Below are 14,367 nucleotides of genomic sequence, written 5' to 3'. Positions count from 1 at the left end.
CCCCCCCCGACTTTTTAACACTTTTTATTGGTTCGCCGCACACTACTCTCTCTCCGCCTTTTTTCATCGCAAGAAAAGGTATGAGAGGAGTATCGCCATACCCATGAGTGTCGTGTGACTTGCGCACAGTACTCGTATGTACGAAATAGCACAAGCAGGAAACGCTACAACAAAAACTATGAAAACAACCTATAGTCGTGTAGCACTGATAGAGATTAAGACAATAAAAGACTATGTAACCGAAAAACGAACACGCTTATGGAGGAAAAGAGCGAAAAGGTCGCTAAAAAAGACGACAAACTATTTACAATAAATAAAGAAACTGACGAAGTGATGACTAAAGTAATTGTAAAACAAAGGAAGCTGTACGAAGCTCCATTTTGCACAGTGATAAAGATTGACGGTCAGAGTGACCTGTAGCATGGCTTGTGTACGTAGGCGAATATAGAGGAATCTAAATCGCTGACAAGCACGCCGACAAGTTATACTGGGCAAATGCGGTAAAACTATCTTGTCGATACCAATGAATGTAATAATATGATAAAAGAAAAGCAAAAGGCGAAACAGATATGGTTGGAATGCGCTGGAAGATACGTTCCAATCGCTATTTTATTACTTAAACCCTTAAAACTATTCAATTATGGCTAACAGACCTTTAGCCTACGTTCTCACCGAACGCAAGGCAACATTAGGAAAGCTGGCAGGAAAGACCGTCATTCAGGCACTGCCAACAGGTAGAAAACGCATCGACCACCGCTCGTTCTGTGACGAGGTGGCAAGAGCCACCACTTTCACTGGTGCGGAAGTGGAGGCAGTACTGAGACTTGCCGCCGAAATAGCAAAACGACACGTTGAGAACGGCGACAGCGTTGACTTTGGCGACATCGGCACCCTCACCCCCACCTTTAGCAGCAGCCTCGTGGAGAAAGGCAAGGAGGAGTTCAGTCCAGCCAAGCACATTTCCAAACCCGCCGTCAGGCTCAAGCCATCGCGCAAATACTTCACCCTCAGCGGCGTGAGCTACGAGCGCACCGAAGCGCCAGCCAAGGCGAAAAGCGGAAGCTCTGAAAAACCAAACACGCACCCCTGACCGACGTCGCTCACGCAGCTGACTGACGTCACTCACAACACTGACCGACGTCACTCACGAACAAACTTGGGCAGGCAACAATATACGAGATTTTAACCAATTAGCATTAACTACATAAAATTTTAAGAATTATGACAGAGATTATTGACACTCAAGAAACAACGAGAGAGAAAAAACAGTACGTTCGTCCACAAATCACGATGATACCCATGCAGGCAGAACATGCACTGCTGGCTGGAAGCCCTGGTGCGCAGGTTCTCCCACCCGAACACGCTGGAGATGACGATGAAGATCCCAATCCCTAATTATTTTTTATTATCCCACATAAAATTTATAAGTATGAAACATCTATTCAAACCATACACAGTTCTCGCTGTGGCTGCCATATTGGCACTGTTTGCCACCTCGTGTGCAGACGATACGATTACGAGCGAGAGACAAAAGCTGAATAACGGTACGCTGGATACAGAGGCTTTCACCACCATTGACGTGGATTTGAACGCCACCGTACAGGCTCCGAATATTGTACAAGAGGGCAGCGGCACGCGCGCCATTGCCCTCGACAAGCAAGATTTGCCCATCCTGCACGGTACTGAACTAAAAGCACGCATCTTCATCGTGCGTGCTGGCGATGACGATAAAGCGATGGTGAACGGCAAGGAGGCTGTAGACCCTAACAAAGTGGTGCTTGGCACGGGCGAAATGAACTGGAGTAATGTGGAGCCAAAACAAGATGGGACAATAGATATAAACAGCGACGGTATAGTGAAATTTCACTGGCTCAACGGCAAGAGTGCCATGCCCAAGGATGGCGAGAAATGGTATGTGTGCGGCATCATCGGAGGCGAATACAACCCCGACTTCGACAAGGCACGCACCGACATGACCCTTGACGAGAACAAACGCAAGTTGGCAGAGAGCCTATATCGCTTCTATGTAGACCTCGACCCCAAGCACACAAACCTCCACAACACGGTGGACGCAAAAGGCAACATCCTTGCCAACGTGCCTTTCACCACAGGCTGGAAACCGCTCGTGATACAGAATGGCAAAATCGTCATTAAGGGTTGGAGGTTCAAGATGATAGGCAACCTGATACGCTTCAAGGTGAAACGCAACACCGACTTGGTGAAACCAGAGGGTCATAAATACGCCTTTGCCAGTTCGCAAATCACTGCCCGAGGCGGCTTCCTAATGATGCCACCCAGCCTGTTTCGCTCCGATGCCGATCTTGCTATGGATCATTCTTTTGGTCTCGATTGCGAGCTGCGCCCTTGGAACGAAAGCATTGAAAGCAACTTCTACTGGCTATACGAGAACGACCGGCAGCTGCACTTCAACAACCCTGCCAATATGAACCCACTCGAAGAGAGTGCCGACTACGGTTCGCCACTCTACGAATATCGCTACACCTTCGATGCCTCTGCCATGCGCAAGGGCAAGGAGAAAGCCGAATACGACGAGTTCTATGTGTGGGGAATGCCTATTCCAAAGCTCAACTATATAGGGCAGACCATGCTCACCGCCGAGCGTGGCGGATTCATGCTGGGTAAGAAACAGAAAGAAGGTGAACGCTATCCATACGCCAACGAATGGCTGCTTGCACAGAGCAAGCCACAGGAGTGGACAGGAGAGTTTATACCCCGCGACTTCAAAAGCGATAAATACAAGAATAAAGTTCAAGTCGTAGAACTTGGCGTGTGCCGCCCATGCTTTGGAAAAATGAGAGACGGCAAGCCAGCCTATCCGTGGGCAAACCCTTTGGAACGCTTGGCGGTAACAAACAGCAAGACAGACGAAGTGGGCTTCCACGACACCAACACGCCACACCCCAACGAGGCTGGTAACGGTTGGGTGAGCAACTGGTCACTCAAAAGCAGCGACATGAAGATGCGCTTTGTCCTGAATAATGGTACGATGAAACCACAAGACTATCACCTGCCCACTGGCGAGGAATGGGGACTTGCACTGCCCAACATCCTCACAAGTATCTACGAGGGTAAACTGCCCATAGGTCTTACAGGCTGGGACAATATCAAGCCTGCTCCCAACCCTTACTTCGAGATGTACGACCCAGAGGAAGACGACATGCGCCCCATCATCTCAGCTGGCGAGACACACAACAGCAACAAGTCTGACATGCAGGAAGAGCGGTTTTGGAACAATAAACCCATTTTCTACTCCTACTTCATGCAAAACAAGAACCGCCTTGAACTCTACGCCATACGTTTTGACGGCAACAACAAAGAGGCACAGTCGCACAAAGACCGCCGTCCCTACGGCAACCGCTATCGCTGTGCCTATCGCTGGAGATTTATGGACGCAGGCGGTCCCGATGTTACGAATGACGGTCGAGGTATGCGCCTCGTAGTGCAGAGCCGCTGGATAGGTAACGCCAATGTAACCGTGCGCGACATTATGGACGACAAATGGTGGGGAGAATGTTCGGACAGCAATCCCCTATACCTCACAGACTGCTACCGTGTGCTGCCCTGTGTGGGCTTCCCCTTCCCAAAAGGCGCACCTACATGGCGCATGGCTTACTGGTCAAGAACACGCTGGAAACATAACACGTATGACAAAGACGATGCCTATAGCAACAAAACCTTCTGCTACCGAGTGCTCTCCAGAGACGGCTTCGACCGTGGGCATAACGATAATGCCACACTCCACTATGGCGTTCGCCTCATGGTAAACAGAGACGTGGACGAGTTCGGCAAGCGCGCCCCACGCCAGTTGCAGAAAGACAAAGACGAGCAACGCCTCATACACCGCAAGTAGTGGGTAACAGCACAGGATAACCGAACAGTGGCAGCTTGCGAGCCACCGCCGTCCACCAAGCCGCCGCCAACGAACGATATACGATATAGAATAAACGACCACGCCACGTCTCCCCTGCGGAGCATGACGTGGTCGTATTGTTTCTATGCGGTTGGTGAGGTTTGTGTGGTTGCGAATTATTTGCTACCTTTGCACCCCTAAAATAAAAACTGGAGATAACAACAATGGCTACAAGACAAAACTCATACCAAGAGATAACCAAAACGACAACGCTGCTCACAGCCTTGTACGCACTGCTGTGCGCCATGCTGCTGTGCGCATGCGACAACGGTACGGATGCCGAACCCGAAGAACCACACCGCCAGCCGCGCATAGTGCGGCTCAGCGTAGAAGTGGCAAACGCCACGGTCAGCTACGACAAGCCAGCGGCGACAAGGGCAATGAGCTACGAATTTGAGGGCGAAACGCTATTTCCACAGCTGCGCCTCAAGAGTGGCGAGACGCAGAAGGGGATTTGCGCCATCAGGAACGACAACCCCAAGATACCCGTGAGATGCGTGCCTGTGGAATGGATAGTAAGGGGCAACACACTGTGGTGCGACAACATCACCACCGAGGTGGAGTGTCCCGACGGCGAAGAGCTGGGCAACTGGCAGGCGTGTTTCATGCTTGGGCAAGGCACCTACGATGCCAAGAGCCAACGCATGACCTTTGGGGTGAGCCGCATGGCACAACCCATAACCCGGGGCGAGGAGCAACAGTGGAATCTGCCATACCTCTCGCCATGGCTGCCGCTGAAGACGCACGACGGCATTCACCTGCACACGCCTCATGTGAGGTTCACACCGCAAGGAGCGTTCATCCGAATGCGGCTGACCAACGACACAGGGCGAGAGCTCGACTTGGCTGAACTGCGTATGCGCGCCCCCGACGCTTCGATGCAGGCAGCACCGTTTATGTGGGAAGCGACGTGGCAGACAGACAGCCGAGCGACAGAGCCTGCGGTAGCACCTGTGTTGCTGAAAAAAGGAGAAGATTTCGTGTGTCCGCTCACCCAGCCACTCACGCTGAAACCGGGCGAGACATCAGGCTGGTACGGCTTCTGGGCAATGCCCATAGGCAAACAGGCAGGCTATCTCTCTGACATCTACGCCATACCCACGACAGAGCGCAAGGGCAAACGCACGCCGTGGTGGATACACCACACGCCATTGGAGGGCAGGAGCGGAGCGCAAGGACCCAAGGCAGGACTCACATACACGCTCTCGCTGCGCCTGCGCCAACTGGTGCCAACCACCAACGCCAATTGGATGCAGAACATAGAAGACGACCGACTGGTGTGCAAGATGTCCATTCCCGGCACCCACGACACGGGAGCATGGACGGGCATCGTATGGGTGAAAACGCAAGACAAGGACATCAAGGGGCAGCTCGAGAGCGGTATACGCTTCTTCGACATCCGCTTGGTGCTCGACGGCGATGTGCTGAAACTCTGCCACGACAGGTTTGTGTTCGACCGCACGTTCCACAAGGATGTATTGCGTGCCACCGCTGATTTTCTGTGGGAACACCCCTCAGAAACAGTTATCATGACCATCAAGCGCGACTATGACTACGATCACGATGGAGGCGACAAATACCGCAAGGCGGTGAGCAACGTGCTGAAAGCCGATCCCTACGTTACACCATACATTGCAGGAGCATTCAGCCCTGACCTCACTATGGGCGACCTGCGTGGCAAGATGCTCATCGTGAGCCGGGAGGGCTGGTATTCCTCCAATTCGGGCTGGATAGAGAGCTGGCCCAACAACCGTCAGTTCTCTACCACCCTACAGTCGATGAACTACACCAGAACCACGCTGCACGTGGAGGACACCTACAAATGCGAAGCTAAGGACAAGGTGAGCCTCGTTCGCCAGAACCTGCTCAAAGCCAGTGAGGCGTACGGTAGTGCGGCACCCGACTGGTTCATCACCTTCTGCTCGTACACGGGATACAATGGTATCGGTGCGCCCAATACCGTCACTAAATACGTGGATCCCTATGTGATGGACATCCTGCGGGGCGACGACAACATGCGCACCACGGGCATACTGCTTTTCAACTTCGCAGGCTGGTGGGACAACGGACTCACCAACATCGCCATCAAGTTCAACGACACCGCCACACCGCCTCTCAAGCAGTGGTAACAAGGTGAGACAAGCCTATACACCGTCCGAGCCGTGCAGAATCCCCCTCATCGGCACGGCTTCATCGCAGATTATTAAACATCATAAAACATATTACAGTTATGCAATACGCAATTATCATCTTCGCAAGTTTCTTTGTCTTGCGCCTGTTCTCGCTCGCCTATTCTATCAAGAACGAGAAACGTCTCATCAAGTGTGGTGCCACCCAGTACGGAAAACGCAACTCCCTGCTGCTGACACTTGCCCACATAGCCTATTATTTTGGTGCCCTGTACGAGGGATATGCCAGCAACATGGAGTTTGACCGAGTTTCGGTCATCGGCGTGGCAGTCATGGCATTTGCCTACCTCATGCTGTTTTACGTTATCTATAAACTGCGCGACGTTTGGACGGTGAAACTCTACATCGTACCCAACCACCGCATCGAGCGCAGTTTCTTGTTTCGCACAGTGCGACACCCCAACTATTTCCTCAACATCATACCAGAACTGATAGGCGTGGCTCTGCTCTGCCATGCTTGGACAACGCTGTGCGTGGGTCTGCTGCTCTACGGCTACCTGCTAATGGTTCGCATCCGTCAAGAAGAAAGAGCCATGCGCCACCTGCTATCGTAACGGTCGTGACCGACGTCGATAATCTTTATAAACAATCTATCATCAGGATAACCTTTATAAACAGGATAGGCAACCACAGATAGACGTGTGGTATTGAAAGGGGGCGTTTTTCTTTTCAGAAAAACGCCCCCTGTAATTCACCCAATATTCTTCTATATGTCGACATGTACGACTCTGAGTGACGACATGTACGGAGCCGAGTGACGTTACTCACGACTCTGACTGACAACACTCACGGTTATTGGCGGCAGACAATCGGGCTACAAACCAAAAAACTTATCGTTGATGTGCTTTCTCATCCATAGGCTTTCTCTTTATAGGGAACGCCTTTTTTGTTGGCGCAGCGCATCTTCCCCTCATTTTATTTCCCACCTTTTCCCACCTTTACCTCCCCGTGTGCGCGTTTGGTTTAATCAATTTAATTTTGCCAATATATAACATTATATATTCATCAAAATGTAATAATTTATGGAACTAAACAACAATGACAACTATGTGCTGGTATTAGAAGACCGCGCGGAAGTGAAGAACGAGAATGAAGCTGGGAAACTCTCTGTAGTTTCGGGTATTGACGACAAGGGAAAACTCCAAACAACGGAAGCCAAGGACGTGCATCAAGCAACCTTTCTGAAATTCAACAACAAGGACGGCTTGCTGAAGAACTTCATGACCAATTTCCTCAAACAGTTCAACGAGCCGTCCCGTTTTGGACTTTACAAAGTAGTGGCTAACAACGTGGAGCAAGGTGTGGCATCGCTCCAAACAATGTTACAGAACCGTGAGAAGCCTGAGAGCAAGCAGCAGTTGGCAGACAGTCAGGTGCGCTTTGACGACTTCCTGCCCAAGCAGAAGAACGCCACCGCTATCGACGAGTCTAAGATTGATTGGAAGCAGCTTGACAACCTCGGTCTTACCCGTGAGCGATTGGAGCAGAGCGGAGAGTTAGCAAAGATGCTCAATTGGCAAAAGAGTAATCTTGTAACCATCGCCATTCCGATGGGCGATACCACCATCTACACCGATGCCCGTTTGGCATTCCGTACCGATGGCGAGGGTAATATCGGTTTGGCAGTTCACCCGCTTCGCAAGGAGCCACAGCTCGATTTCCCTTATATGGGACACAAGTTCTCTCCCGAAGAAAAAGAACAACTTCTTGCAACGGGTAATCTCGGTAAGACCATTGAGATTACGCCCAAGAATGGTGAGCCATTTGCCGCCTACGTTTCCATTGACCCACAGACCAACGAACTCATTGCCCTGCGTGCCGACCGCGTGAATATCCCCAAGGAAATCAAGGGTGTTACACTTTCTGATGCACAGTACAAAGACCTTGTAGAGGGCAAAGCCGTGAAAGTGGAAGGAATGACCGCCAAGAGTGGTAAATCCTTCAATGCTACCTTGCAAGTCAATGCCGAGAAGAAAGGCATCGAGTTCATCTTCGAGAATAAGCAAGGCTTGAAGGAGCGACAGCAGCACTCTCAGCAACAAGGCGCACCACATAAGCTCTGCGGTTTGGAACTCTCCGACAAGCAGCGTGAAGCATTAGACAGCGGTCGCACACTTTATCTGAAGAACATGGTGGACAAGGAAGGACAACCCTTCAATGCCTATGTCCGTATGGATAAGGAGCAGAACCGCCCGCGTTTCTACAAATGGAATCCTGACAAGAAGCAAGAGACCGGCAAGGAAAAGGTGGTAGCCGTAGCCGAAGAACACAAAACACAGGTTGCCGTGAATAACGACGGCAAGACCAACGAAGCTACCAAGAACGTGAACGAGCCGTTAAAGTCCGGGCAGACACAGCCCACTGCCGCCCAAAAGCAAAAGCAGGACGAGAAGAAACAACAGCACCGTGGACGTAAGATGTAACCCTTAAAATAATACCCGAATATGATTACTTGTATTATTGCCGAGAAACCCTCGGTAGCCAGAGATATAGCCCGTATTGTAGGAGCTAATACCAGACAAGACGGATATTTAGAAGGTAACGATTATGTGGTAACATGGGCGATGGGACATCTCATCACCCTTGCCATGCCCGAAGCATACGGTTTTGCAGTCTATAAAGCCGAAGACCTACCCATCCGTCCCAATCCTTTCCAGCTTATCGTGCGACAAGTGCGCAAGGATAAGGAGTACACATCAGACCCCGCAGCACTCAAGCAACTCAAAGCCATTCGAGTTTGCTTTGACAAGGCTGACCGCATCATCGTAGCCACCGATGCTGGGCGTGAAGGTGAACTCATCTTCCGCTATATCTACAACCATTTGAACTGCCACAAACCTTTTGACAGACTTTGGATTTCCTCCCTCACGGATAAAGCCATCCGTGAAGGACTTGCCCATCTCAAGGCAGGAACTGCGTATGACAATCTCTATCATTCTGCCAAAGCAAGAAGCGAAGCCGATTGGCTTGTGGGCATCAATGCCAGCCGTGCCCTATCCATTGCTCGCAAAGGCGGCTATTCGTTGGGACGGGTACAGACTCCGACACTCGCTATGGTCTGCCGTCGGTATATAGAGAATCGTGATTTTTCTTCCGTTCCTTATTGGAAACTCTCCGTAGCAGGAGAGAAAGAGGGCATATCTCTGAAAGCCGTGAGCAGCAGTGCATTTGACAATGAAGCCGATGCACAGTCCGCTCTCGCCATGCTTCGCGAACAGAGCCAGCTTACCGTGACTTCAGTCGCAAGAAAGGTGGGACATACGTCGCCACCCCTCTTGTACGACCTTACTGCCTTGCAGAAGGAAGCCAACCGAAAGCACGGCTTTTCAGCAGATAAGACCCTCTCAATAGCGCAAAGCCTCTATGAGAAGAAAATCACGACCTATCCCCGCACCGGCAGTCGATACATCAGCGAAGATGTTTTCGAGGAAGTACCTGCCTTGCTTGGCAAGATAGGAAAAACACTGCCCTTGCCACTTAACCGCCACTCTGTGGACAACGAAAAAGTGACCGACCACCATGCCATCATCCCTACGGGTGAAACTCCATCAGGACTATCAGCAGATGAAACAACCATCTACCAAATGGTAGTCCATCGTTTCATCGAAGCCTTCTCTCCCGACTCAGAGGAAGAGCGGATGCAGGTGGAACTGACCGACGGTACAAACACCTTCATTTGGAAGGCGTGCCGAAGCATTTATTTGGGCTGGAAAGCCGTGCAGCAAGCTACCGGAACGAACGATGAGAAAGGCAAGGAGGATGAAGAACAGACCTTGTCCGTGTTGCCCAACCTGACAGAAAGCGAGGTATTACCGCTGCTTTCCTCAGAGATTACCGAACACAAGACCAAGCCGAAGCCGCTTTATACAGAAGCCACTCTGCTTTCCGCTATGGAGAATGCCGGGAAAGAGGTCGAGGACGCAGAAAGCAAGAAAGCAATGGCAGAATGCGGCATCGGCACACCTGCCACCCGTGCCAACATCATCGAAACACTTATCCTGCGAGACTATATCCAAAGAGAAAAGAAAACGGTAGTCCCGACAGAGAAAGGCTTGGCAGTCTATGAGATTGTCAAGGACAAACGAATTGCCAATGCAGAGATGACAGGCTCGTGGGAACTGACCCTTGCCGCCATAGAGGCAGGACAGATGCCGCCCGAGAAGTTCGCGCAAGGCATCAACTCCTATGTGGAGACGATTTGCGAGGAACTCCTCGCCCTTGCTTCACCGATGCAGAAGTCCTATCCCGCCTACCGCTGCCCCAAATGCGGTAACGAGACAGTGGGTATCTATGCCAAGATTGCCAAATGCAGGCGCGAAGGCTGCGACTTCCACATCTTCCGTGAAATCTGCGGCACGTTCCTTTCCGAAGACAATATCCGTGATTTAATAACCACCAGGCGAACGCCTATCCTTAAAGGCTTGACGAGCAAGGCAGGCAGGAAGTTCAACGCGCGCCTTGTGCTGGGCGAAGACCACACCACCGCCTTTGAGTTTGAAGGCAAGAAAGGCAAAGTACGGGGGAGATAGTTCACACAGGCTCGGAGAGGAAATAAATTAGTTGGGAGATAGTAAAAAACTATACGTCAGAAATGATATCCCGACTAATTTTCCCTCTCCATCTTAAAACAGAAAAATTATGGCATACAATAAGAAAGCAGTCTTGGAGGGCAATACGGAAGCCATCCGTGTGGTCCTCCGATTAGAGAAAGAACGACGTGATGCCACCGAAGCTGAGAAAGTCCTGCTCAGAGGCTATCAAGGTTTCGGTGGTCTGAAATGCGTGTTGAACCGTTGTGACAATCCCGACGACCTCCGTTATTGGAGCGCATCGGAACAAAACCTGTTTGCTCCGACCCAAAGACTCAAACAGATAATTTACCGTGATGCCGTCGATGCCAACACCGCCAAACGCTATTGGGAGAGTATCAAGGCAAGCGTACTGACCTCCTTCTATACCGATACCCGCATCGTCTCCGCCATTGCCGATGCCCTTAGTGCCACCGATGTGCAAGTAAGACGATGCTTAGACCCTTCTATGGGTATGGGAGCCTTCGCCGAAACCTTTGCCAAACAAGCAGGCATGGTCGATGCTATGGAGAAAGACCTGCTTACGGCACGCATCACACAAGCCCTTCATCCTTACGGCAAGGACAATATCTTTGTTCGGCAAGAACCCTTTGAAGCTATCGGTGAATTGGAAGACAAGGACAAGTACGACCTTATCACCAGCAACATCCCCTTTGGCGACTTTATGGTCTATGACCGTAGTTATAGTAAGGGAGAGAATATCCTTAAACGGGAATCCACCCGAACCATCCACAATTATTTCTTTGTGAAAGGGCTGGACACTATCAAAGAGGGCGGACTTCTTGCTTTCATTACCTCGCAGGGCGTATTGGACAGCCCCAAGAATGAAGCCATCCGCCGTTATCTCATGCAGAACAGCAGGCTTATCTCCGCTATCCGTTTGCCTTCGGGCATGTTCTCCGAGAATGCAGGTACGGATGTGGGCAGCGACCTCATTGTGCTGCAAAAGCAGTCGGGCAAGGAAATTGGTGAGGGCATCGAGCAGCAGTTTGTCAAGACCGCCTCTGTTCCTAAAGGCGACGGCTTTTCTATTGCGTTCAATCATAACTCCCTCTTTGAGGGCGAATGGAAGGATATTTCCCACCGTACGATTGCCACAGACAGACAAATGGGTACAGACCCTTACGGCAAGCCCGCTTGGGAATATACGTTTGACGGCAGTATCGAGGACTTGGCTGACAGTCTGCGCACGCAACTATCCTTAGAAATGGAGCAACGTTTTGATCATAAACTCTATGAAACCGGCATACCCATGACTCGGGAGGAACAGCAGGAACACGTGGACAAGATGGTGCAAAAAGTGCAAGAAAACATAAAAACGGAAGGAATACCTCAAGAACAGGAAATCAAGGATAAGGAGGAAGATAATGCCTATAATCTGATGCCTGATAGCATCAAAAAACAGCTTCCCAAACTCTATAAGACAGAAAAAGAACTCATTGGCGATAGAATAGCCTACGCTCGCTACTTTTTCCCAATGGGGGCTTACACGGCTTATCTATTGGAGTACGACCCCAAGGAGCGCATCGGCTTCGGTGCTGTTACGATGGGCTACGGCTGGGAATTGGGTACAATGTCGCTTGATGAAATGGAGGAAGTAAAGATCAGAGGCTTGGGAATTGAGCGGGACTTATACTTCAAACCCACTAAATTGCACGAGATAGCAGAACTGGAAGAGATTGTCAGAGGACAATACACTAAAGAACCCATCATAGAGGAAGTCAAGGAAGAAAACCGTCAGGAAGTTCTAAGACCAGTACAGGAAGACACTCTGCCCCAAGAGAAGGTCGAAGATGGTAATAAGATAGTGGCAGATGAATCAAGAGACGAATCAGAGACAGAAAAAGAAGCACAAGCTGCACAGGTACTTCCAACAATAGAGCCTGAAACTGAACCTGCTCCCGAAGGTGTCCCCGTAATTACCCTTCAAAGACAATACGAACAAGAAAGCCGTGAAATTCGCACGGACGTGGAAGCCCCACGCGAGATGAACGGACAGACGGTATTCTTTGACGAAGACCATCATCCCATAATGGACAGCACCATCGAGACAGAGCCAAAGGAACAGTTCTTGTTTACCCCGGAGGAATATAGTCTTTGGACACAAGATGTAGCCCGTGTAAATAATGAAATCAAGGAGGCTACTCAACAAAAGAAGGTCAGCGATAACCAACCGCTTTCTGCGAGCCGACAGTCCAAGCCGGCAAGAAGCACGCCGAGCAGTCCTCGCAGAAGCAAGAAAACTGCATCGACTCCCGTCAGAGAACCCTCACTCTTTGACTTTATGGAGGAAGCCGAGCCTCGCAAGGCACAGCCCATAGCAGAGGTTAAGAAAGAGTTTGATGCTTCACCGCGTCCGTTCCTTTCTTCTCCCGACTCACATTTGCGTGACGGCTCGATAGTCGTACAGAATGGGCAGGTAGGCTTCCTGTCTGACTTGAAACGGCATCCCTCCTTCAATCCGATGGACTTGCCCTTTGCCCAGCTCTCACGGCTGAAAGCATATATTGAGATTAGGGAGAGTTATCACCGACTCTATGATTATGAGGCGAACAACCAAGCGGAGGACAAGGAAGAGCGTGAGAAACTCAATCGGCTTTATGACGGCTATGTAGGTCGTTGGGGGTACTTCAACCAGAAGGCAAACACCGATGTCATCAAGATGGATGCCACCGGAGTGGAGATGCTATTCTTGGAACGCTCCGAGAACGGCAGGTACATCAAGGCGTACATCTTCGACCATCCGACGGCTTTCTCCACCTCTGAACTTTCCATTGCCGCAGACCCGATGGAGGCATTGGGCGCATCACTCAACAAATACGGCACGGTGGAACTTGACTATATGAGTTCCCTGCTTCCCGATATGGAAGAGAGCGATATGCTTTCCGCCTTGGAAGGACGCATCTTCTACAATCCCGAAGAGGACAGTTATGAGGTAGCCGACAAGTTTATTTCGGGCAACGTGATAGAAAAGGCGGAGCGTATCGAGTCGTGGCTTTTGGATCATCCAGAGCATGAAGAAGCGAAACAGAGTCTGACTGCCCTGCGTGCCGCCACTCCTACACCTATTCCCTTTGCCGACTTGGACTTTAACCTCGGAGAACGATGGATACCTGCCAAAGTATATGGCAAGTTTGCCTCGGAGTTTTTCGGGACGGATATTGGCGTATCCTACCATTCCAATATGGACGAGTATTCCCTTGTCTGCGACCGAAAGAATGCCAACATTTGGCACAAATATGCCGTGCAGGGGGAATTTCGTCGATATGACGGCATCAACCTGCTGAAGCACGCACTTCACAATACCATTCCCGACATCAACAAGAGTAAGGAGGTGACGGATAAGATCACAGGAGAAACCAAGACCATTAAAGTACGGGACGGACACGCCATACAGATGGCGAACGCCAAGATTGAGGAAATCAGACAGGGCTTTGTCGATTGGCTCGGACGGACACCAGACACCTTTAAGCAACAACTATCAGACCGTTACAACCGCCTTTTTAACTGCTTTGTGCGTCCCAATTTTGACGGTACGCACCAGTCGTTTCCCAACCTTAACCTTAAAAGATTGGGCATACCAGACCTTTATAATAGTCAGAAAGATGCCGTGTGGATGCTGAAGACCAATGGAGGTGGTATCTGCGACCACGAGGTG

General features: G+C 50.5%; 8 protein-coding genes. All 8 read left to right on the top strand.

The features are described from left to right. Window positions 1-640: 640 nt before the first annotated feature. Window positions 641-1,090: a histidinol phosphate phosphatase gene (locus HMPREF1640_RS11355; protein ID WP_036894911.1), complete on the top strand. Its 450-nt coding sequence runs from the start codon at window positions 641-643 to the stop codon at window positions 1,088-1,090. A gap of 131 nt (window positions 1,091-1,221) precedes the next feature. After that, the gene (locus tag HMPREF1640_RS13550) at window positions 1,222-1,395 is read left to right on the top strand and encodes a hypothetical protein (RefSeq protein WP_197051514.1); all 174 of its coding nucleotides are present in this window, start codon (window positions 1,222-1,224) and stop codon (window positions 1,393-1,395) included. Window positions 1,396-1,429: 34 nt separating this feature from the next. Beyond that, window positions 1,430-3,871, top strand: coding sequence for a hypothetical protein (locus HMPREF1640_RS11350; RefSeq protein WP_081935365.1), 2,442 nt, complete (start codon window positions 1,430-1,432; stop codon window positions 3,869-3,871). A gap of 224 nt (window positions 3,872-4,095) precedes the next feature. Continuing rightward, window positions 4,096-6,060: a phosphatidylinositol-specific phospholipase C gene (locus tag HMPREF1640_RS11345; RefSeq protein WP_036894910.1), complete on the top strand. Its 1,965-nt coding sequence runs from the start codon at window positions 4,096-4,098 to the stop codon at window positions 6,058-6,060. 101 nt (window positions 6,061-6,161) lie between these two features. Then, window positions 6,162-6,674, top strand: coding sequence for an isoprenylcysteine carboxyl methyltransferase family protein (locus HMPREF1640_RS11340; RefSeq protein WP_008124767.1), 513 nt, complete (start codon window positions 6,162-6,164; stop codon window positions 6,672-6,674). Between the two features lie 468 nt (window positions 6,675-7,142). Further along, complete coding sequence (locus HMPREF1640_RS11335) at window positions 7,143-8,543, top strand: DUF4099 domain-containing protein (protein ID WP_036894908.1); 1,401 nt, start codon at window positions 7,143-7,145, stop codon at window positions 8,541-8,543. A gap of 21 nt (window positions 8,544-8,564) precedes the next feature. Continuing rightward, a complete protein-coding gene (gene topB, locus HMPREF1640_RS11330) occupies window positions 8,565-10,649 on the top strand; it encodes a type IA DNA topoisomerase (RefSeq protein ID WP_036894906.1) in 2,085 nt (694 codons plus the stop codon). Between the two features lie 109 nt (window positions 10,650-10,758). After that, on the top strand, window positions 10,759-14,367 hold a 3,609-nt coding region (locus HMPREF1640_RS11325; RefSeq protein ID WP_036894903.1), incomplete at its 3' end, for an N-6 DNA methylase.

Origin of the sequence: Prevotella sp. S7-1-8, assembly GCF_000758925.1 — a bacterium.
Classification (GTDB): domain Bacteria; phylum Bacteroidota; class Bacteroidia; order Bacteroidales; family Bacteroidaceae; genus Prevotella.
Note: the sequence above shows the minus strand (reverse complement) of the source record. Positions and strands in the feature narration are given on the sequence as shown.

What these genes read in the sequence shown, in the direction of transcription:
- topB (WP_036894906.1), top strand. Translation starts at nt 8,565, where the DNA reads ATGATTACTTGTATTATTGCCGAGAAACCCTCGGTAGCCAGAGATATA.
- HMPREF1640_RS13550 (WP_197051514.1), top strand. Translation starts at nt 1,222, where the DNA reads ATGACAGAGATTATTGACACTCAAGAAACAACGAGAGAGAAAAAACAG.
- HMPREF1640_RS11355 (WP_036894911.1), top strand. Translation starts at nt 641, where the DNA reads ATGGCTAACAGACCTTTAGCCTACGTTCTCACCGAACGCAAGGCAACA.
- HMPREF1640_RS11345 (WP_036894910.1), top strand. Translation starts at nt 4,096, where the DNA reads ATGGCTACAAGACAAAACTCATACCAAGAGATAACCAAAACGACAACG.
- HMPREF1640_RS11335 (WP_036894908.1), top strand. Translation starts at nt 7,143, where the DNA reads ATGGAACTAAACAACAATGACAACTATGTGCTGGTATTAGAAGACCGC.
- HMPREF1640_RS11350 (WP_081935365.1), top strand. Translation starts at nt 1,430, where the DNA reads ATGAAACATCTATTCAAACCATACACAGTTCTCGCTGTGGCTGCCATA.
- HMPREF1640_RS11340 (WP_008124767.1), top strand. Translation starts at nt 6,162, where the DNA reads ATGCAATACGCAATTATCATCTTCGCAAGTTTCTTTGTCTTGCGCCTG.